Genomic DNA, 18,781 nt, shown 5'->3' with positions numbered 1-18,781 from the left:
TGCGCGGAGATCAAGACACCGGAAGGCGGCAGCCCGGTGCGGCAGTGATTACGGGAACGTCACGTTGCCCAGCGTGACGGTGCGCGGTCCGTCCTCCCAGAGCTTCAAGGAGAACGGTCCCTGGACCCCGGCCTCCGGGGCCTCGGCCTCGACCACGATGCTTCGGGCCTCACCCAAGGGAATGGATTGCTGCTGCCAGATGCGGAGCACCTTCAATTCCGCTCCCGTTCTGCCCCGAAGTGTCGCCCCTTTCGGGCTCCAGAGTTGCGCACCCGCTGTCGCCGACAGATTGACCACGACGGCAACAGCCCTCTTGGCGCGGTAGGTGGTGACGGAGTGCGCCGCCAGGGCATTTCCATCCGGACGAAGAACATCTTTGGTCACGACGCGCCCGGCGACCCCGTTTTCATCCAGGGTTCCGGTGGCGAGGAGCCCCGCCAGCCCGAGCGGGGCCTCATGCTCGGCCATCAACCGTGAGTTCTCGTCCCGGCAGCGCTCCAGCTCCGCACGGACTTCCCGGGTCTCTTGTTGATAGGTCTCGATCGTCCGCTTCCCACGGAAGATCTCTACGAGGGCTTCAGCCTTCGCGGGATGCACCTGGAGGAGAAAGGACGCACTCACCGGCGCCGCGCCATCCCTGAAGCGCACGACGAGCCGGAAGTGCTCGCCAGGGGTCACGCCCGAAGAGGGAACCAGGCGGAGGGTGGCCTGACCGATGTCCACCAGGGAGAAGCGCTCCCGCCCCTCCAATTCGACGCCGTCACGCATCAAGTCCGAGTCGAAGTAGAGGCCCGTGGAGAGGCCTGCGCTGATTGCGATTGCTGCGATGGATGGGCTCCCGTCAGGGGGCAATTCGATGCGCCGGGCGCCCGGCACGGAGGCCGAGCTCTCGGATTGAGCGAGTGCCGCCGCACTCGCGAACAGGAGCGCCAGGAGGACAATCGTGGATGAAGAGGGCACTTGGCGGCGTCTCCCAGACAAGCCTGCTACTCGAACTCACGCACTGCCTTCACATTCACGGTGGTGAAGACCCGGGCGCTCGATGGTGAGTCGTCTCCAGGCTCCCTGGCCATGCCCCGGCCTCCCTCCTCCGCGAAGACCTCCAGACACACGGGAAAGCTGTCGCCTTGCCGGGTCACCGCCCACGTCAGGCGTCCATAGACGCGGTCCCTCACGATGAGCCGGCCTGACAGTTCCGTATTGCTCGGCAGGCCTCCCCAGGGGCCAAGCAGGAGAAATTGAGAGGGGCCTTCGTGGACCGAGATGATGCGCGGGTCGGCGAAGTCGAGGGTTGCCAGGTTCTTGTCCCCCAGTTCGATGCCCCGTTCCTTCATGGCCTTCACCGCTCCGATGGGGCAGGGCTCGGGCGGCGGAGGAGGCCGCACCCGCGGGCCGGAGCAGGCCATCAAGGCCGTGCAGGCCGCCGTGCCTGCCGCGCGGGTCATGACGCTCCGGACCTTCCTCACGGGCTTCGAGGGGAGCGGAAGGGAGGGAGTCTCTGGCGTCTGCGTCGTCACGGTGGCTGCGACCTCCTGGTGCGTCGCGGGAAGGGCGACGGCCGCGGCGGTGGCCTCTGGCCCGCTGGGAGCCGCGGCCCGGTCAGATTGAGGCGACTTGTCAGTGGGCGCTACTTCCTGACGAAGCGCGACCGCCTCGGGAGAATGCGAAGTCCCACGCATCCGCACGGCTCCTGCCGCGACCATGGTCAGGACCATGGCCATCGCGGTCCATGCTCGGAAGGCTCGCGGTCTCGTCCTCACCCGTGTCGGGGCTCCGGCAGGCTTCGGTGGCGCCTCCGGCTCCGCGCGCGCACCCCGCCGCGGCCGATGCCTCGGCCGGTTCAGCCACTTCTCGAAGCTGTCCTGTTGGCCCTCCGTCGTCGCGGTGTCTTCACCGAACGCGTCGCACAGGGGCACGTCCCACGCCGCGTCCGCGCCCTCCAGCGCCTCCTCCAGCGCGGCGATGACGGCGAGCGCATTCGGTGTGCGCGTCCCGGGTGTCTTCTCCAGCAGGCGCATGCACACGTCGCTCAACGCCCGCGGCACGCGTTCGTTCTCGTCGCACGGCGGCGTGGGCGGCTGGGTGAGCACGGCCTCGATGAACGCGGCGTCGTCCTCGCCATCGAAGGGCTTGCGCCCCGTCAGCAGCCAGTAGAGGACGACGCCCAGCGCCCACAGGTCATCCGATGCACCCGCCACGTAGCGGGCCCCTGGGACTCGCGCGTGCTGCCGGAAGTACCGCCACGCCTCGGGAGCGCGGTACTCCGGTGTCCCTGGCGGGAGGATGTCCTCGGTCAGTCCTCGCGCGCCCGTGTAGTCGCCAATCCCGAAGTCCACCAGCTTGGCCAGCCCGTCCGAGGCACGCACCATGACGTTGGCTTCCTTCATGTCCCGGTGCAGCACCCCCGCCGCGTGCGTCGCGGCGAGCGCCCGCGCCACGTCCAGCATCACCCGCGCCACCTGCCGCGCGGACGGGTTCTCCTCGTCGGCCCAGATGTCCAGCCGGCGCCCGTCCACGTACTCCATGACGATGAGCGCGAAGCGCGGCTCGCCTGGCGGCCATAGCCCGTAACCCTGGAGGCCCACGACGTGGGGGTGGCGCAGCTTCAGGAGGATGGAGACCTCGCGCTCCACCCGCTCGCCGACACGCGGCAGGTGCAACAGCTTCAGCGCGAAGGGCTGTCCCGCGTTGCGCGCGAGATACACCGTGCCGAAGCCGCCTTGTCCCAGCTGGCGCTCCACCGTGTAGCCCAGCACCTCGGCCCCGGGCACCAGGATGGCGGGAGGGGGCCTCATGGCGTCCTCCCTTTGGGCTCACGTGGCACTCGCATGCGGTCTCCTCCCAGCGGCGGCTGCACGCCATCCGGGGTGCGAGGGCCCGGGGCTGACATCTCGGATACGCTGCGCGCCCTCCATGAATGAAGAACTCGGCATCACCATTGGCATGGCGGCGCGCGCCGCCCGCGAACACCTGGGACTGACGCAGGCCGAAGTCGCCGAGCGCATTGGACTGGTGCACCCCGTCTACAGCCGCCTGGAGCGCGGCAAGATGTTGCCCAGCGTCCCGTCCCTCTACCGCCTCTGCCAGGAGCTGCGCGTCTCCCCCGAAGCGATGCTGGGCCTGACGCCGGAGGGGGCCGTGCGCAAGGGCCGGAAGCCCGCGCCCCGGGAGGACGGCGACGCGCCGGACCTGCGGCGCCTCCTGCACCTGGCGCGCAAGCTGGACGCGGAGGAGCTGGACGCCCTCCTGCACGTCGCCTCCGTGCTGGCGCGCTGAAGGGCGCTACTTCTTCCCCAGGCCTTCCAACTCGTGCGCCTCCAGCCCCTCCGGGAAGAGGCCGCCCTCGCCAAACTCCACCACGTCCCGGAGCACACCGCCGTCCGCCAGCAGCCGCGCGGCTTCGTTGGCGGCCTCCTGGCGGCCGTAGCCCGGGTGCCGCCTGACGAGCGCCGTGCGCAGGACGTCACGCAGGTCCGCCGCCGTGGCGATCCTCTCCTCGGGATTGGAGCGCAGGGCCGCGTGCAGCAGTTGCTTCACGTCCGGAGAGAGCCGCTCCACCGCCGCCTCGACCTGCGCGGGTCCGAAGCTGGCCAGCAGCACCCGCATCTGCGTCAGCGGCAGCGAGGGGAGGACCTCCACCCGCAGCGGGCTCAGGCTGGTGGTTGGCCGGGGCACGTCCTGCACGTCGAAGGGATGCTTGCCGGTGAAGAGCTCCACCAGCAGCACGCCCAGGCTGAAGACGTCGGAGCGCGGTGTCAGCGGCAGCCGCTCCAGGTATTCGGGTGAGGCATAGGCCACGTCACCCCGGACGAGGGTCGCGGGCGATTCCTCGCGCCCAATCACCAGCGAGTAGGCCGCGCCGAAGTTCATGAGCTTCACCTCTCCGTGCGCCCCCACGTAGACGTGCCGGGGATTGACGTCGCGGTGGATGATTCCCAGAGGCTTGCCCCCGTCGTCCGTCAGGGTGTGCGCATGGTGCAGCGCCTCGGCGAGCTCCGCGCCCATGTAGAGGGCGAAGGCCTCGGAGACGGGCTGGCCGCGCGCCACGCTCGCGCTCACCAGCGTCTCCAGGGAGGGGCCGTCCACGTACTCCATGACCACGTGCAGCGCGTCCCGATGCACCTTGCGGTGGAACACCTGGGCGATGGCGGGGTGATGGAGGCGGAAGGCCAGCTGGATCTCCTCTCCCAGGCGGGTGCGGCGCAGGGTGGTGGAGGGATTGGCCAGCCGCCGCACGAGGCAGAGCCCGGCCAGGGTGTCCCCGCGCTCCGGGTGGCGACGGGCGAGCATCAGCAGCTCTCCCGTCTGCATCCGCACCAGCTCGCGAAGGGCCTCGTAGCGAACGCCGTCGATGGTGAAGAGCGGCCAGGGCTGGCCCGGTGTGGCCAGGAAGGCACCGAGGCGCGGTGCGGGCTTGGGCTGCGCTGGCGCTCCGTCAGGGGTGGACGTGGACATGACTCCTCGATGGCCAGGTTTCGGCGCGACGGCGCCACCCGGGAGTCTGGGCACGGTGGACCTGAAAAGTCCATATGCATGAGACTTTAAAGGTAACGTCTCGGGAGTGCTGGCCCGGGCTCCATCCCCATCAGCTAGAGCGACGGCGCGAGCAGCACGACGGAGTAGCCCACCGCCGTGCGTGCGCCGGGGTTCTCGTATGAATGCTTCTGGTCGCCCCGGAAGACGACGACGTCTCCGGCTTCGAGGACGAAGCGCTCGCCGCTGGCCACCAGCGCCAGGGTTCCGGACTCACAGGCCAGGTATTCGCGCGTGCCGGGCGTGTGGGGGACTCCGGTGATGCGCGCCCTGGCCGGCAGCTCCAGCCGGTCGAACTCCATGCCCGGCAGCGGATCCGGCAGGAGCTTTCGCAGGAAGGCCGCGCCCCGCTGACGCACGGGCAGGCTGTCGCGCCGGTAGTGCCGGGCGCTCGCCTTGGGCCGGGCCAGCAGCTCCTCCAGGGACACCTGCAGCGCCCCCGCCACCCGGTGCAGCACCGACAGCGTCGGGTTCGCCGCGCCGGACTCCAGATGCGCCCAGGTGGCCCGGGGCACGCCCGCCAGCTTCGCCAGCTGCACCTGCGTGGCGCCTCGCGTCTCCCGCAGGGTCCGCAGGTTGCGCGCCAGCCTGCCCGGAAGGTCCTCTTCGCTCATGCGCTGGCATTCTGCCAACGCATTGGCGTCCCTGCCATCCCGTCGGAGCCCTTCGGCTATCCCTTCTCCCCAAGGAGGAGCAAGCCATGGACATGCGGAATCAAGCAGTGCTGGTGACGGGCGCGAGCCGGGGACTGGGCCGGGCCCTGATGGAGGCCTTCGCCCGGCGGGGCGCCCGGGTGGTGGGCGTGGCGCGTGACGCGAAGGCGCTGGACGCGGCGGTGGCGCCCCTGAAGGCGCGGGGGCTGGCGGTGCACGCGCTCGCCTTCGACGTGGGGGACAAGCAGGCCATCTACCCGCTGGTGGGCGCGGCCACCGCGCTGGTGGGCCCGCTGGACGTGCTGGTGAACAACGCGAGCACCCTGGGCCCCACGCCGCTCCCGCTCCTGCTGGACACGGCGTGCGAGGACGTGTCGCAGGTGCTGGAGGTCAACCTGCTCGGGCCCTTCCGGCTGACGAAGGCCGTGGCGGGGAGCATGGTCGTCCGCGGCCGAGGGCTCATCCTCAACGTCACCTCCGACGCCGCCGTGTCCGCCTATCCCCGCTGGGGCGCCTACAGCGTGTCGAAGGCAGCGCTGGAGCACCTGACGCGCATCTGGGCCGCGGAGTTCGAGGGCTGCGGCGTGCGCCTGCTCACCGTGGACCCCGGTGACATGGACACGCGCATGCACGCCGACGCGCTCCCGGACGCAGACCCCGCGACGCTGGCGAAGCCGGAGGACGTGGCCGCGCGCATCCTCGCGCTCGTTGAGGCCCGCGACACCGCCTCCGGTCAGCGCTTCGAGGCCGCGAAGTGGGAGGCCGCATGAACGCCGCTCGCTGGCCCCGGGAGCGCCCCGACACCGCGAGGCTCCTGCACGTCGAGCCCCGCCGGGACCGCTTCACCGACACCGTCGCCTCGGAGCTGCCCGAGCTCCTGCGCGAAGGCGACCTGCTGGTGATGAACGACGCGGCCACGCTGCCCGGCTCGCTCACGGGCCGCACCGGCGCGGGCGCGCCCATCGAGCTGCGCCTGCTCTCCCACGAACCGGACGGCACCTGGACCGCCGTCCTCTTCGGCGCGGGTGACTGGCGCCGGCGCACCGAGGACCGCCCCCCACCGCCCGAGCTCTCCGTGGGCGCGCGCCTGGAGGTGGGCGGGCTCACCGCGCGAGTGGTGGAGGTGCTGCCGCCGTCTCCCCGGCTCCTGCGCGTGGCCTTCGACCTGAGCGGCGCGGCGCTGTGGCAGGCGCTCTACGCGGCGGGCCGGCCGGTGCAGTACGCGTACACGGCGGGGCCGCTGGCGCTGTGGCACGTGCAGACGCTCTACGCCGCGAGGCCGTGGGCCGCGGAGATGCCCTCCGCGGGCCTGCCCCTCACCGCGTCCGTGCTCTTGCGGATGAAGGCGCGCGGCGTGCGCTGGGCGTCCCTCACGCACGCGGCGGGGCTCTCCTCCACGGGGGACGAGGCGCTGGACGCGGCGCTGCCCCGGCCCGAGCGTTCCGACATCCCCGAGCGCACGGTGACGCTGGTGGAGGAGACGCGGGCGAGGGGCGGGCGCGTGGTGGCGGTGGGCACCACCGTGGTGCGCGCGCTCGAAGGCCGCGCGACGCAACACGGGGCGCTGGTGCCGGGCGAGGCCGTGACGGACCTGCTGCTCGGGCCCGGGTACGTGCCCCGGGTGGTGCACGGGCTGCTCACCGGCGTGCACGACCCGGGGAGCAGCCACCATGCGCTGCTCCAGGCCTTCGCGCCGCTCGCGCTCTTGCAGCGGGCCTCGGCGCACGCGGAGGCCGCGGGCTACCTGGGGCACGAGTTCGGTGACACGTGCCTCATCCTGGACCCGGGGGCGTGACGCGCGTCACTGGAGCGTGACGCCCGGCTCCAGCTCCACCTTCACCCAGCCCGGCTTGCGCAGGTCGAAGTTGCGGTACGCGTCGATGGCGGAGGTCATGGACTTCACGTGGCTCAGGATGGCCGTGGGGTCCACGGTGCCGGAGCGCACCAGCTCCAGCAGCTTGGGGATGTACTTGCGGTGGTTGCAGTTGCCCATGCGCAGGGTGAGGTTCTTGTTCATCGCCGCGCCAATGGGGAACGCGTTCATCGTCTGCGGGTACACGCCGATGATGGACAGCGTGCCCGCCTTGGCCAGCGCCTGCACCGCCCACTGCGCGGCCTGGGACGGCGCGTCGCCGGGCACCCAGTTGTCGCCGTCCGGCTTCTGCTTGGGGGCGACCTGCTCCACCTCGCGCTTGAACTCGGGCTTCTCCGCCTTGGCCTTCTTGGCGGCCGGGCCGTGGTGCGCGTGCTGCGAGTCCACGCCCACCGCGTCGATGGCGCGGTCCACGCCGATGCCGCCGGTGAAGCGCTTGAGCGTCTCCACCGGGTCCTCCTCCTCGAAGTTGATGACCTCCGCGCCCTGGGACTTCGCGAGCGCCAGCCGGTCCTCGTGGCTGTCGATGGCGAAGATGCGGCCCGCGCCCAGCAGCTTCGCGCTCACGATGGCGAACAGGCCCACCGGCCCGCAGCCGAACACCGCCACGGTGTCACCCGGTTTGATTTCCGCCATCTCCGCGCCGAAGTAGCCCGTGGGGAAGATGTCGGAGACGAGGATGGCCTGGTCGTCGGTGACGCCCTCGGGCACCTTCACCATGGTGACGGCCGCGAACGGGATGCGCGCCTTCTCCGCCTGCATGCCGTCGAAGGGGCCCGTCATCTCCGGACCGCCGAAGAAGGCGGTGCCCGCGTCGGGGCCGTTGGGGTTCGCGTCGTTGCACTGGGCGTAGTAGCCCGCGCGGCAGTAGGAACAGTTGCCGCACCCGATGGTGGAGCAGATGACCACGCGGTCACCCACGTTGAAGTTGCGCACGTCCTTGCCCAGCTCCTCGATGACGCCCACGCCCTCGTGGCCCAGGATGGTGCCGGGCTTCATGCCGGGCATGGTGCCGCGGATCATGTGCAGGTCCGTGCCGCAGATGGCGCTGGCCGTCAGCTTGATGATGGCGTCCGTGGGCTCCTTCAGCTTCGGCTCCGCGACGTCGTCCAGCCGGATGTCCCCAATGCCGTGGAAAACGACTGCCTTCATGTTCCGCTCCTTGCCCCCGCCAGGGCCTCGAAAGACGTGAAGGCCCACGGCGCTTCGCGAAGAAGGCGCACGGGACCCGTTCGTCTGGACTCTGGCCACGGCGCTGGAGCCGGGCAGGACTGGCGCCGCGCTCCCCAGGCCGCGGGGCGGGCGGGGAGGCGGTGGCCCTAGCGTCCGGTCGAGTGGACCTGGAACGCGAGCCGCTTGCCGAACACCTTGCGGAAGGCGACGACCTCGCGCTCGGCGTTCCACAGCTCCAGGTCGAGGGGCTGGCGGGCGTGCAGGTGCAGCGTCACCGCCTCGCGGCCGTCCGTCACCTTGAAGTCGCGGATGGGCTGGTGGTGGCTGTGGTCCAGCGCGTTCGCCAGCCGCAGCAGCATGGCCAGCTTGCGCACGCGGCGGGCCTCGGACGGGGTGAGCCCGGCCATGCCGGAGTGGGACAGCTCCGGCTGCGAGCGCCGGTGGTAGCGGGCGACGCGCGCGATGATTTCGCGCTCGCGGTCCGCGAGCCCGGGGAGCTCCGCGTTGTGGATGAGGTAGTACGTGTGGCGGTGGTGGCGCTCGTAGCTGACCGCCGTCCCGATGTCGTGCAACAGCGCGGCGACCTCCAGGTGGGGGCGCACGGACAGGGGCAGCTGGTGCAGCGCGGCCAGGCTGTCGAAGAGGCCCAGGGACAGGCGGGCCACCTGGCGGGCGTGCTTCTCGTCGAAGCGGAAGCGCTGGCCCATGACGAGCGCCGCGTCCGCGAGGCTGTGGTCCTCGCGCGACTCGTCCTGGCGGTAGAGCAGGTCCACCAGCAGGCCGTCACGCAGGCCGCGGTTGACGACGCTGACGGACTCCACGCCCAGGTGGCGCGCGACGCCCTCCAGGATGACGGCGCCGGAGACGATGATGTCCGCGCGGCGCGGGTCGAAGCGCTTGCGCCGGCGCTCCGGCGGCATCTTCGCCAGGGTCTCCACGGTCTGGGTGAGCTGCCGCACGGTGGCGTTGCCTCCGTTCTCCGCGGACGCGAAGCCCACCACGGCGCCAATGGTGCCGGACGAGCCCAGCGCCACGCGGGGCAGGGCGGGGAGCTTCTCCGGGAGCGTCTTGTGGAGCACCTCCTCCACGAAGCTCCGCATCAGCCGCAGCTGCTTGGGCGTCACGGCGCGCGAGGTGTCGAACACCTCCGTGAGGCGCACGGAGCCCAGCGCGAGGCTCCAGAGCTCGTCGGGCTTCTCGCCGGTGGCGATGGCGACCTCGGTGCTGCCGCCGCCGATGTCCACGAGGAGCGAGCGGGTGTTGGCGGGCTTCCTGTGCAGCACGCCCAGGCAGATGAGGCGGGCCTCCTCCTTGCCGCTGACGACCTCCAGCTCCAGGCCGGCCTCGTCGTGCACGCGGCGCACGATGTCCTGGCGGTTGCGGGCCTCGCGCAGGGCGCTGGTGGCGACGGCGCGCACCTGGGCCTTGTGGCGGCGGCAGAGGGCGGCGTAGCGGCGCAGGGTGGACAGGAGGCGGTCGGCCGTCTCCGGGAGCATCTCGCCGGTGGTGAAGACGCCCTCGCCGGGGCGGATGGGGTCCCGCTCCTGGTGGAGGGTTTCGAGCGAGCCCTCGGCGTCCGGGCGGGCCAGCTCCAGGCGCACGGCGTTGGTGCCCACATCGATGGCGGCGAGGACGGGAGGCTGGGACGGAAGGGCAGGAAGGGCCATGGGCTCGCGGGCGGAAACGCCTGGGAGGGGCACGGTCCTTCCGGGCCGTGTCCCTCCGGGTGAGGGCGGTTCCTAGCGTAGCCGTGTGACAGCCGTGTGGCGCCGGAGAAGATGGGGCTCAGGGCGGGGCGGCGGTGGCGTCGGTGTCGGCGCGGATGCGGCGGGAGCGCTCCATCAGTTCGCGCCAGTTGGCCTCGTACTGGTCGCGGGCCGTCCTCCAGGCCTGCCCGTGTGCGTGGCGCAGGTTGTCCAGGAGCTCGCCGGCGGTCTTCAGGTCGCGCCTGATGAAGCCGAGCTCCTCGCGGGTGAGGAGCGAGTCCTCGGCGCTGGCGCGCTTGCGGGCGGCCTCCCAGCGGTCCACCTGGGCGCCCAGCTCACGCACTTCGTCCTCGCGTTGCCGGCGGTAGGCGCCGCGGAGCTCCTCCCACCGGGTGCCGGCGCGGTCGAGGTGCTCATGGAAGCGGCGGCGGGCATGCTCCGCGTTGTCCTTGAGGCGGTCCCAGTCACGCTGGTCGGCGCGGCGGAGCGCCTGGAGCTCGCGGTTGACGTCGTCGTTGAACCCGCGGACGCCGGTGAGGACGTCGAGGGTGTCCTCGTTGTCGGCGAGGTCCGCCTGGGCTTCGATTTCGCGGAAGCGAGCGGTCGCCTCGCGCTGCTCGGCCTCCATCTTCTGGATGTATGCGTCCTGTTCCGTCATGGCGTTCTCCCAGGCACGTTGGATGGGAGAAGCATGGGAACGCCCGCGAGGCGGTGCAGGGCGGAGGGGAACGGGAGGCGGAGCGCTCAGTCGAGGAAGCGGCGCTGCCAGCGGCGTGTGGAGTCGAAGATGTCGGAGTCCTCGGGACCGGACGTCTGATACAGCCAGGGTTCGAGCACGCGCGCGAGCTCCCGGTAGGCCGGCAACGTCTGTCCTTGCTCGGTGTCACCGGCCTCCGGATAGGGGCCCAGCGTGATGACGGCTCGGTCCGGTCCCAGTGCCTGCACGGTGGTTCCAGGCGAGTGCAGCTTGGAGCGCAGGGCTTCAACGCCGCCCAATTCGTTGAGCACGGGAGGACCCAGGAAGTTCATCCAGGCTGGGGCGCGCACGCGGGTGCCCAGGTCCCGGGCCACATCGTCCAGGCTGATCACATCCATGGCGGGATAACGGAAGGCGAGCCTTTTCGCCTCGTCACGGACGGTCGATGCGGTGGGATAGCCGTTGAAACAGAGGCCCGCGTGGCCCGAGCTGAAGGGGAGTGGCCGCGCCATTTCGAGCGCCATATTCCGAACGCGCTCAGCACCATGCGTTTTCAGGAACTTCGTCGGGAATGAAATCCGCATTGTGCTGACCGCGTCCGGGCCCCGGAAATCATCCGGATGGTCGAACGCATGCCCGATGTACTCAAAGCCGAATCGATCGCCAGCCTCGTCTTGGCCTGCGAGTGAAATGGATGCCCAAATTTCGTCATGGAGTTTTCGATGGATGGAGTTCCATGCCGTTGCGTCGAGCGGCTGCCAATAGCCGTCAGAGTCCGGGTAGATATCCAGAGAGTTCCTGCCCATGGCCGACAGATAGAGGTCCAGTGCGTGCTGGATGCCAGGTTTCAAGGCCTCATGGGACTGCGGCATGTAGAAGCAGAATTGAAGTCCATCCTGGGCAATAAGGAGTTCGCCCTCTTTGTCTTTCACACTTAGGTGGATGTGAGGAATCGTCATCGCAGTACTCCGTGCCGGGGGACAACGCGCCAGACCTGTAGCCTGCTCAGCCCAAGTGCTTTCATGTAGAGGTTCTTTTGCGTGGGAACCCCTCCTGGAGAAGAGCCTTCCCCGGGCAGTTCTCGCCAATTGGCAGGTGCATCGACGTTGGCGCAGGAGAATTTGAAGTCATAGACGGCGCTCACTTCCAGGGGACTCCCTTCGTGGATGACGACATCGGGGACGAGCGTGCCTTTCAGTTCGCTTTGAAAGCGGGGCTGTTTCAGTAACTGGACCTCTTCGGCACTGAGAAGGGTGGTCATGCCAGTCCGTCGGTCGACACGGTAGGTCGGCTCAAGACTGAACCGTCCGGGGCGAAGTGACTCCAGCTTCTGCTGGGCACACTCCAGTGCCGCAGCGTGCATTTTCTCACCCAGCCACATGGCGCGGGAGACGGACTCTCCGTTCGCATTGCGGAGGGTTTCGTTACATTGCGCCTGCGAAGGGCTCTTGCCGTCATGGTAGCGAAGCAGCACCTGCGACCGTGCCAGGTCCGCGCACTCCTTCAGCACGAACTCCACCGCCCGCTTCGTGTCCGCGTCCAGCATCGCCCGGGCCCCGGCGGCCACCACCGCCACCTCCGCCGCGCGAACCCCCGGCAGCACCGACTCCGCCCCGACGCACAGCGCCGGCTGCGTCCGGCAGGTGTTCGTCACCGAGTCGAAGCCCCGCTGCGCATACGTGCCCTGCCGCGGCCCCGCGCAGCCCCCCAGCCCCACCGCCACGAAGGCCCACAGCCAATCCGTCCGGCGTCCCAGTCCCATGTCTCCATCCTGCCAGTCCACGCTCGGCAGGTAGGCCCCCTGGCGTGAGACAGCGACACCGCGCCTTTCCATCACACCTGTGCGAACCCTCCCCGCGAAGGAGGGCCCATCGACGCATGAGACGTGAATCGGTACCCTTCGGCCCCGTGACCGCCGCCGCCGAGAAATCCGAGAGACTTCGTCACCGCAAGATTGGCGCCTGCCGCGTGCTCGGCGAGCTGGGCCGGGGCGGCATGGCGCTCGTGTACCGCGGCCTGCATGAGCTGCTCCAGCGCGAGGTCGCCATCAAGGAGCTGCTCCCCGAAGGCCAGCGCGACCAGGAGGCCCTGTCCCGCTTCCGCCGCGAGGCCCTGGCGCTCGCCGCGTTCCGCCACCAGAACATCGTCACGCTCTATGACCTGGTGGAGAAGAACGACAGCCTCTTCATGGTCATGGAGTACGTGGACGGCCCCACCCTCCACGGCCTCATCAAGGACGGCCCGCTGCCCCCGGACGTCGCCGCCGTCATCGGCGCGCGCATCGCCAGCGCGCTCGACCACGCCCACTTCCGCCGCATCATCCACCGCGACCTCAAGCCCGCGAACGTCATGCTCACCAAGTCCGGTGAGGTGAAGCTCATGGACTTCGGCATCGCCAAGGACGTCAGCCTGGAAGCCCTCACCCAGCAGGGCATGGCCGTGGGCACGCCGTCGTACATGTCCCCGGAGCAGGTGACCGGCGCCCCCATCGACGCGCGAACCGACATCTTCTCCCTGGGCGTCCTCCTCTACGAGGCCCTCTGCGGCACGCGCCCCTTCGTGGGCAAGACGGCCGGCGAGGTGTTCGCCCGCATCCGCGACGGCAAGTTCACGCCGCTCCAGAAGGTGGCCCCGAGCGTGCCGCCACCGCTCGCGCGCATCGTGAAGCGCGCGCTGTCGGTGAGGCCGGAGGCCCGCTTCCCGGACGCCGCGGCCATGCGCCGCGAGCTGGACCTGTTCCTCGCCCACGAGGTGCGCGTGTCCCACCCCGCGCTGCTCGTGGCCTTCCTGCGCTACCGCGAGAAGCTCACGGAGACCGAGGCCCTGGCCCACCTCACCCAGCAGGAGCTGGGCGTGCTCGACGTCTTCGCGACGAAGCAGCCCGCGCGCGCGCCCGGCAAGCGCAAGTGGGTGCTGGCCGCGCTCGCCGCCGGCACCGCGGCGGCCGGCACCGGCCTCTACCTGTCCCAGTCCCAGTGGGCGCCGCTCCTGGAGCAGCTCACCCGCTGAGGGCCCGCGCTCAGGCCTGCTGCTTCTTGTCGTGCGTGACGGTGACGATGGTCCCGATGCCGCCGCGCACGAAGAAGTCCCCCACCACCGTGAGCTTGCGCGGCTGGATGGCCTGGATGATGTCGTCCGCGATGGTGTTGGTCACCTTCTCGTGGAAGGCGCCCTCGTTGCGGTAGGACCACATGTAGAGCTTCAGGCTCTTGAGCTCCACGCACAGCTGATCCGGCACGTACTTGATGGTGAAGCGCGCGAAGTCCGGCTGGCCCGTCAGCGGGCACAGGCAGGTGAACTCCGGCACGTCGAAGGCGATCTCGTAGTCGCGATCGGCGGCGGGGTTGGGGAAGGTCTGGATTTCCTTGGACGGCTTTGAGGACATGCGCTGTCGTCTAGCACACGTTCGGCGCGTGTCACCGCCCTCCAGGACGGCGCCTCCCCGGCTGCCCGGCCAAGGGCTCTGTTCGGGTTCCAACGTGCCGGGGCCCTCCAGGACAAGAGAACGCCCGGGGGTGGTTGGCGATCATGCTCGGGGATTCCTATCTCCCTCCGGCGACCCCTGAAGCAAGCGCGTCCCGCCCCTTCCATGCTGCCACCCAACGACGTCGAGGATGTCCTCTCGTGCCTGCCCCAAGCGCTCCTGCGCATCGGGCCTGACCTGCGCGTCCAGTGGTGCGAGGCGGGCTTCGCGGCCAAGACGGGCGTGACGCTCTGTCCGGGCAGCACCCTGCTGGACGCCCTGGAGGCCGGCCGCAACCTGGACGCCCTGTCGCGCGCCATCCGCGAGCGGCGGGCCTGGTCCGGTCACGTCATCACCCGCGCGCTCCAGCAGGTGCGTGTGCAGGTGAAGCCCTCCCACACGGACGGGGCGGCCGGGGCGTGGCTGGTGATGGAGCCGTCCGGCGTGGACGACGAGGGCGCGTTTTCACAGGCCGTGCGGGAGATTGCCCGCGCGGTGGGGGAGTCGCTGGAGGTGGACCGCGTCTGCTCGGCCGCCGTGGTGTCGCTGGTGCGGTGCGCGCAGGTGCGCCGCGCGGAGGTGTTCCTCTACGAGGAGGACGACGCGACGCTCAAGCGCATGGCGGTGTCGGACCTGGAGGGCCTGGACGCGCCCCAGGACGTGTTCGACCCGTCGGAGGACCCCTACCGGCAGGCCCTGGCCCTGCGCCAGCCGCAGCTGGGCATCCAGCGGGGCTACGGCGACGCGGTGGGCGCCGTGTTCGCGGCGGTGCCGCTGTGCGCGCCGCGCCGCACGGTGGGCCTCCTGCTCATCTACAAGGAACAGGGCGCGTCGTTCTCCGTGCGCGAATTGGAGATGTGGAGCGCGGCGGCCAGCCAGCTGGCGGTGGCGGTGGAGAACGCGCGCCTCTTGCGCGAGGCCCAGGCGGCCCTGCGCGTGCGCGAGGAGTTCATGTCCATCGCGTCGCACGAGCTGAAGACGCCGCTCACGCCGCTGAAGCTGGGCCTGTTCGCCATGGAGCGCCGCATCGCCTCGGGGCAGCCGGTGGCGCTCTCCAGCGTGCTCAAGTCCAAGCGGCAGGTGGACCGGCTGGCGGGGCTGGTGGAGGACCTGCTGGACGCAAGCCGACTGGAGCTGGGGCGGCTGGCGCTGGACTCGGCGCCGCTGGAGGTGGGGCAGCTGGTGGCGGAGGTGGTGGACCACTTCCGCCACGCCTTCGAGCGCCCCTTCACGGTGGACGTGCCGCACGACGGCGTCTGGGTGCTGGGGGACCGGGACCGGCTGGAGCAGGTGCTGGTGAACCTGCTGGAGAACGCGCACAAGTACAGCCCGGCGGGGGCGCCCATCTGCGTGAAGGTGGGGCGCACGGCGGAGTCCGCGCGCATCCAGGTGCAGGACCACGGCATCGGGATTCCGGGCGCGGACCAGGCGCTGGTGTTCCAGCGCTTCTACCGGGCGCGCAACGTGTCGCACCGCAACTTCGGCGGGCTGGGGCTGGGGCTCTTCATCAGCCACTCCATCGTGAAGATGCACGGCGGCGCGCTGGCGCTCCGCAGCCGCGAGGGCGAGGGCTCCACGTTCTCGCTGGACCTGCCGCGCATGTCCGCGCACGAGGTGCGCAGGCTGCCCCGGCGCGTGCTGGTGCTGGACGAGGACGTGCACCAGGAGGCCACCGCGGAGCGCACCCTGCGCGCCGAGGGCTTCGAGGTGTTCACCGTGCAGAGCGGCGCGGAGGCCCTGCGCAAGGCGACGCACCTGCCGGTGGACCTCATCGTCCTGTCCACCAGCGCCACGCAGTCCGCGGTGGGCACCTTCCTGGAGACCTTCGCCACGCTGCCGCGCGCGCGGCCGGTGCCCATCCTGCTGGCCGGGGACGAGCGGCCGTGGTGGGCGCAGGAGGGCGCCGCGCTGTGCCCCCGGCACTACCGCCCGGACGAGCTGCTCGCGGGCGTGCGCACCGTGCTGACGCGCGAGAAGCGCCGGACGCTGACGCCGGTGGAGCCGGAGCTTCCGCTCGTCACGCCCGCGTGAGGACGCGGTAGTCCGTGGGCTGGATTCCCGCCCGCACCAGGGCCTCACGGGAGCGGGCGTCCAGGAAGGTGGACAGCTCCACCTCGCGCTGCGCGGCGTAGCGGGTGGTGACGAGCTGGGGCAGGTGGCCCGGGTGGCACATCCACTCCGTGACGCCCTCGGCGGGCAGCGCCGCCAGGGCCGCGCGGAAGCGCTCCGGCGTCCAGTACGCCGCCTCACCGGACTCGCCCACGAAGGCGTCGTTCGTGGCCACGCCGCGGGCCCTCAGCGCCCCGCGCATGCCCGCGTCAATGGAGCGCACCGGGAGGCCCGCGCGCCTCGCGACGCGCGTCAGCCCTTCCAGCACCTGGGGATGCCGGTGCAGGTGCTTGTGCACGTCCAGGTGCGTGGCGGCCTGGCCCAGCAGCCGCTCCAGCCGCTCCAGCTGCGCCTCCGCCTCCGCCTCCACCACGTCCGCGGGAGCTCACCGCCCGGGCCCCGGCGAGGCCGCAGTCCACGGTGAGCCACTCGCGCGGGAAGCCGGGGTCCACGGGGGCACCCCGGTCCAGGTTCAGGTGCAACCCGATGGCGAGCCCCCGGGCCTGCCTCGCGGCGTCCCCGGTCCCCGGCGCGTTCACCAGGAGGGTGGCGGAGGAGACGACGCCCTCGCGCAGGGCGTGGAGGAGGCCCCGGGTGATGCCCGGGTCGTAGCCCAGGTCATCGGCGTTGATGATGAGGGCGCGGGCCAGCGTGACGGGCCTCCTTCAGGGGCGGGGACGCGCCTGGAAGAAGCGCCACATCTGCAGGGTCGCATCCAGGTCCGTCGTGCCGTCATTGTAGAGGGGCTGGCCGGGCCACGCGTGCTTGCCGCCGGTGACGGTGCACAGGCTGGCGGTGGCGCTCTCCGGCTGGCAGCCCGTATACGCCACGCAGGTGCTGTTGCCCTGCTGATACGTCTGCTGCTGCGGGCCGGCGCAGCCGTTGCGCTCGGCGAAGCGGCGCACGGACTCCAGGGCGGAAGGGTAGGGCTTGCCGCCGAGCACGTTGTCGCCGCCGTCGTAGAAGATGGTCTCGTCGGCGCTGCCGTGGAAGTGGAGCACGGGGACGGGCCGGGACGGGCGGCAGTCCGTCACGCCCAGCATGCCCGACACGGGCGCGATGGCGGCGATGCGCTGGGCGCGCTCACAGGCCAGCCGGTAGGAGAAGAAGCCGCCGTTGGAGAAGCCGTTGGCGAAGACGCGGCGCGGGTCCGTGCACACGCGGGTGTCCAGGTCCGCGAGCAGCGCGTCCACGAAGCCCACGTCGTCCACGCCCCCGATTTGCGCCGGGCCACAGCAGGCCTCGCCGTTCCACCCTCGCGTGTCCGCTTCGCCCCGGCCGTAGACCTCCGGGAAGTTGAGGCCGCGCGGGTACACGACGATGAAGCCCTCCGCGTCGGCCAGCGTGGAGAAGCCGGTCAGCAGCTCCTGCTCCTCCCCGGTGGAGCCGAAGCCGTGGAAGCTGAGGACGACGGGCGTGGGCTTCGTGGCGTCGTAGCCGGTGGGGACGTGGACGCGGAAGGCGCGGGTGCGGCCGCCGTGCTCGACGGTCCAGTCGTAGGTGCCGGGCGTCACGGTGAGGCCGGAGCAGGCCGCGCGGTCCGCGGGAGCCACGTCGCCGGAGGGCGTGTCCGGCAGCACCGTCCCGGCGTCGGTCGGGGTGTCGAGGTCGTCCGTGGAGCCGCACGCGGCGGTGGTCAGCAGCAGGCTGGACGCGGCGAGGGCGAGGAGGCGAAGGCGCATGGGACGGAAGCTAGTTCCCCGCCCCGCACTCCGCCGCCAGCGCCTGCGCCCGGTCCGGGAACCTTTCCGCCAGCGTACGTTTCACCTCGGCCACCCCTGCGGCGTCGCCCTCGTGGACGTGGAGCTGGCAACGCGCGGTGAGGGAGCGCGGGTCGCCCGGGGCCAGCCGCTCGGCCTCGCGGTACTCGCGCTCGGCGCCGCGAAGGTCGCCCTGTCGAAAGAGGACGGCCCCCAGGTACGCGTGGGCCACCGCGAGCGAGGGGGACTTGCGCTGCGCGCGCCTGAGCAGCGAGGCGGCGTCGTCCAGCTGCCCCTGACGGAAGCGCACGAAGCCCAGCTCCGCCAGGGACTCGGCGTCGTCGTGCTGGCGCGTCCAGGCGGACAGCACGGTGGCGGCCTCGTCCAGCCGGCCTCCTTGCGACAGGAGCTGTCCGTAGCGGGGGGCCACCTGGGCGGAGCCCGGCGCCTGCGCGTACGCCTTCGCCAGGGCGCTCAGCGCGCCCGGCACGTCGCCCTGGCGGGCCCTCAGGTCGGCCAGGGCCAGCGGCACGCGGACGTCCCTGGGGGACAGGGCCGTGGCCTCGTCGATGGCGAGCTCCGCGCGCTTGCCCATGCGCAGCTCGATGGCGGCGCGCGCGGCGAGCAGGTGCGCCTCCGCCTCCTTCGGGAAGCGCGAGGTGTAGGCCTCCGCCAGCGTCAGGGCCTGCGAGTGGGCGCCCGCGTTCAACAGCAGCGTGCCCGCGCGGGCCAGCTCCGCCGCGGTGACGCGGACGTCCTGGTCCAGCCCGTCCAGCGCGGACACCTTCGCCTCCACGGTCTTGGCGGCCTCCGCGGCGGCGATCCGCGCGGGAGGCGGCACGTCCGGGCGCCGCAGGTACCACGTGGCCCCGCG

At 71.1% G+C, this 18,781-nt stretch carries 18 protein-coding genes and 1 pseudogene; 5 read left to right on the top strand and 14 right to left on the bottom strand.

Translation table 11 applies throughout. From position 1 onward, the window contains the following. Positions 1–48 precede the first annotated feature (48 nt). Both ACLEQD_RS07095 and ACLEQD_RS07090 read right to left on the bottom strand, forming a co-directional pair. On the bottom strand, positions 49–960 hold the full coding sequence (locus ACLEQD_RS07095) for a DUF2381 family protein (protein ID WP_410382765.1): 912 nt from the start codon (positions 958–960) through the stop codon (positions 49–51). 26 nt (positions 961–986) lie between these two features. Beyond that, positions 987–2,795, bottom strand: coding sequence for a serine/threonine protein kinase (locus ACLEQD_RS07090; protein ID WP_410382763.1), 1,809 nt, complete (start codon positions 2,793–2,795; stop codon positions 987–989). Between the two features lie 118 nt (positions 2,796–2,913). Between ACLEQD_RS07090 and ACLEQD_RS07085 the strand changes: the two genes are divergently transcribed. Beyond that, positions 2,914–3,276, top strand: coding sequence for a helix-turn-helix domain-containing protein (locus tag ACLEQD_RS07085; protein ID WP_410382761.1), 363 nt, complete (start codon positions 2,914–2,916; stop codon positions 3,274–3,276). A 6-nt stretch (positions 3,277–3,282) separates the two neighbouring features. Here the strand turns inward: ACLEQD_RS07085 and ACLEQD_RS07080 are convergent, their stop codons facing one another. Further along, positions 3,283–4,455, bottom strand: a complete 1,173-nt coding sequence (locus tag ACLEQD_RS07080) for a serine/threonine-protein kinase (protein ID WP_410382759.1) — start codon at positions 4,453–4,455, stop codon at positions 3,283–3,285. A 134-nt stretch (positions 4,456–4,589) separates the two neighbouring features. Next, a complete protein-coding gene (locus tag ACLEQD_RS07075) occupies positions 4,590–5,147 on the bottom strand; it encodes a helix-turn-helix domain-containing protein (RefSeq protein WP_120525222.1) in 558 nt (185 codons plus the stop codon). A gap of 92 nt (positions 5,148–5,239) precedes the next feature. Here ACLEQD_RS07075 and ACLEQD_RS07070 point away from each other — a divergent pair, with 92 nt between their 5' ends. Both ACLEQD_RS07070 and ACLEQD_RS07065 read left to right on the top strand, forming a co-directional pair. Beyond that, the gene (locus tag ACLEQD_RS07070; protein ID WP_410382757.1) at positions 5,240–5,956 is read left to right on the top strand and encodes an SDR family NAD(P)-dependent oxidoreductase; all 717 of its coding nucleotides are present in this window, start codon (positions 5,240–5,242) and stop codon (positions 5,954–5,956) included. After that, complete coding sequence (locus ACLEQD_RS07065; protein WP_410382756.1) at positions 5,953–6,981, top strand: S-adenosylmethionine:tRNA ribosyltransferase-isomerase; 1,029 nt, start codon at positions 5,953–5,955, stop codon at positions 6,979–6,981. Before ACLEQD_RS07070 ends, ACLEQD_RS07065 begins: the two co-directional genes overlap by 4 nt. A gap of 6 nt (positions 6,982–6,987) precedes the next feature. On the opposite strand, the gene ACLEQD_RS07060 is transcribed toward ACLEQD_RS07065, so the two are convergent. The 5 genes from ACLEQD_RS07060 to ACLEQD_RS07040 all read right to left on the bottom strand — a co-directional run bounded on the left by ACLEQD_RS07060 (position 6,988) and on the right by ACLEQD_RS07040 (position 12,397). After that, positions 6,988–8,211: a zinc-dependent alcohol dehydrogenase gene (locus tag ACLEQD_RS07060; RefSeq protein ID WP_410382754.1), complete on the bottom strand. Its 1,224-nt coding sequence runs from the start codon at positions 8,209–8,211 to the stop codon at positions 6,988–6,990. Positions 8,212–8,378: 167 nt separating this feature from the next. Continuing rightward, on the bottom strand, positions 8,379–9,899 hold the full coding sequence (locus ACLEQD_RS07055) for an HD domain-containing protein (protein ID WP_410382752.1): 1,521 nt from the start codon (positions 9,897–9,899) through the stop codon (positions 8,379–8,381). A 118-nt stretch (positions 9,900–10,017) separates the two neighbouring features. Further along, positions 10,018–10,596, bottom strand: coding sequence for a hypothetical protein (locus ACLEQD_RS07050; protein ID WP_410382750.1), 579 nt, complete (start codon positions 10,594–10,596; stop codon positions 10,018–10,020). A gap of 86 nt (positions 10,597–10,682) precedes the next feature. After that, positions 10,683–11,594, bottom strand: coding sequence for a DUF3396 domain-containing protein (locus ACLEQD_RS07045; RefSeq protein WP_410382748.1), 912 nt, complete (start codon positions 11,592–11,594; stop codon positions 10,683–10,685). Continuing rightward, positions 11,591–12,397 (bottom strand): hypothetical protein, encoded by an 807-nt coding sequence (locus tag ACLEQD_RS07040; protein WP_410382746.1) that lies wholly within the window; start codon positions 12,395–12,397, stop codon positions 11,591–11,593. The genes ACLEQD_RS07045 and ACLEQD_RS07040 overlap by 4 nt, the downstream gene beginning before the upstream one ends. A 233-nt stretch (positions 12,398–12,630) precedes the next feature. Between ACLEQD_RS07040 and ACLEQD_RS07035 the strand changes: the two genes are divergently transcribed. Beyond that, positions 12,631–13,644, top strand: coding sequence for a serine/threonine-protein kinase (locus ACLEQD_RS07035; protein WP_410382781.1), 1,014 nt, complete (start codon positions 12,631–12,633; stop codon positions 13,642–13,644). A gap of 10 nt (positions 13,645–13,654) precedes the next feature. Here ACLEQD_RS07035 and queF read toward each other — a convergent pair whose 3' ends face one another. Continuing rightward, positions 13,655–14,020 carry a preQ(1) synthase gene (queF, locus tag ACLEQD_RS07030; protein ID WP_410382744.1) on the bottom strand — a complete coding sequence of 122 codons (366 nt, stop codon included), beginning with the start codon at positions 14,018–14,020 and terminating at the stop codon, positions 13,655–13,657. 204 nt (positions 14,021–14,224) lie between these two features. Between queF and ACLEQD_RS07025 the strand changes: the two genes are divergently transcribed. Next, the gene (locus ACLEQD_RS07025; protein WP_410382743.1) at positions 14,225–16,129 is read left to right on the top strand and encodes an ATP-binding protein; all 1,905 of its coding nucleotides are present in this window, start codon (positions 14,225–14,227) and stop codon (positions 16,127–16,129) included. Here ACLEQD_RS07025 and ACLEQD_RS07020 read toward each other — a convergent pair. From ACLEQD_RS07020 to ACLEQD_RS07005, 4 genes and pseudogenes are all read right to left on the bottom strand, one after another. Beyond that, positions 16,116–16,580, bottom strand: a complete 465-nt coding sequence (locus ACLEQD_RS07020) for a ChbG/HpnK family deacetylase (protein WP_410382741.1) — start codon at positions 16,578–16,580, stop codon at positions 16,116–16,118. The two genes, ACLEQD_RS07025 and ACLEQD_RS07020, sit on opposite strands and share 14 nt — an antisense overlap. A gap of 130 nt (positions 16,581–16,710) precedes the next feature. After that, positions 16,711–16,806 (bottom strand): annotated as a pseudogene (locus ACLEQD_RS07015) (hypothetical protein); the annotation flags it as partial. Between the two features lie 66 nt (positions 16,807–16,872). After that, positions 16,873–17,889, bottom strand: coding sequence for an alpha/beta hydrolase family esterase (locus ACLEQD_RS07010; RefSeq protein ID WP_410382739.1), 1,017 nt, complete (start codon positions 17,887–17,889; stop codon positions 16,873–16,875). A gap of 10 nt (positions 17,890–17,899) precedes the next feature. Further along, the coding region (locus ACLEQD_RS07005) for a tetratricopeptide repeat protein (RefSeq protein ID WP_410382737.1) at positions 17,900–18,781 on the bottom strand (882 nt) is incomplete at its 5' end.

The sequence above is a fragment of the Corallococcus sp. 4LFB genome (assembly GCF_046520365.1).
GTDB lineage: Bacteria > Myxococcota > Myxococcia > Myxococcales > Myxococcaceae > Corallococcus > Corallococcus caeni.
Note: the sequence above shows the minus strand (reverse complement) of the source record. Positions and strands in the feature narration are given on the sequence as shown.

Bases quoted from the DNA above. Each gene is read 5' to 3' on its own strand.
- ACLEQD_RS07050 (WP_410382750.1), bottom strand. From the start codon at position 10,596: ATGACGGAACAGGACGCATACATCCAGAAGATGGAGGCCGAGCAGCGC.
- queF (WP_410382744.1), bottom strand. From the start codon at position 14,020: ATGTCCTCAAAGCCGTCCAAGGAAATCCAGACCTTCCCCAACCCCGCC.
- ACLEQD_RS07035 (WP_410382781.1), top strand. From the start codon at position 12,631: ATGGCGCTCGTGTACCGCGGCCTGCATGAGCTGCTCCAGCGCGAGGTC.
- ACLEQD_RS07065 (WP_410382756.1), top strand. From the start codon at position 5,953: ATGAACGCCGCTCGCTGGCCCCGGGAGCGCCCCGACACCGCGAGGCTC.
- ACLEQD_RS07060 (WP_410382754.1), bottom strand. From the start codon at position 8,211: ATGAAGGCAGTCGTTTTCCACGGCATTGGGGACATCCGGCTGGACGAC.
- ACLEQD_RS07070 (WP_410382757.1), top strand. From the start codon at position 5,240: ATGCGGAATCAAGCAGTGCTGGTGACGGGCGCGAGCCGGGGACTGGGC.
- ACLEQD_RS07040 (WP_410382746.1), bottom strand. From the start codon at position 12,397: ATGGGACTGGGACGCCGGACGGATTGGCTGTGGGCCTTCGTGGCGGTG.
- ACLEQD_RS07045 (WP_410382748.1), bottom strand. From the start codon at position 11,594: ATGACGATTCCTCACATCCACCTAAGTGTGAAAGACAAAGAGGGCGAA.
- ACLEQD_RS07075 (WP_120525222.1), bottom strand. From the start codon at position 5,147: ATGAGCGAAGAGGACCTTCCGGGCAGGCTGGCGCGCAACCTGCGGACC.
- ACLEQD_RS07080 (WP_410382759.1), bottom strand. From the start codon at position 4,455: ATGTCCACGTCCACCCCTGACGGAGCGCCAGCGCAGCCCAAGCCCGCA.
- ACLEQD_RS07090 (WP_410382763.1), bottom strand. From the start codon at position 2,795: ATGAGGCCCCCTCCCGCCATCCTGGTGCCCGGGGCCGAGGTGCTGGGC.
- ACLEQD_RS07055 (WP_410382752.1), bottom strand. From the start codon at position 9,899: ATGGCCCTTCCTGCCCTTCCGTCCCAGCCTCCCGTCCTCGCCGCCATC.
- ACLEQD_RS07025 (WP_410382743.1), top strand. From the start codon at position 14,225: ATGCTGCCACCCAACGACGTCGAGGATGTCCTCTCGTGCCTGCCCCAA.
- ACLEQD_RS07010 (WP_410382739.1), bottom strand. From the start codon at position 17,889: ATGCGCCTTCGCCTCCTCGCCCTCGCCGCGTCCAGCCTGCTGCTGACC.
- ACLEQD_RS07085 (WP_410382761.1), top strand. From the start codon at position 2,914: ATGAATGAAGAACTCGGCATCACCATTGGCATGGCGGCGCGCGCCGCC.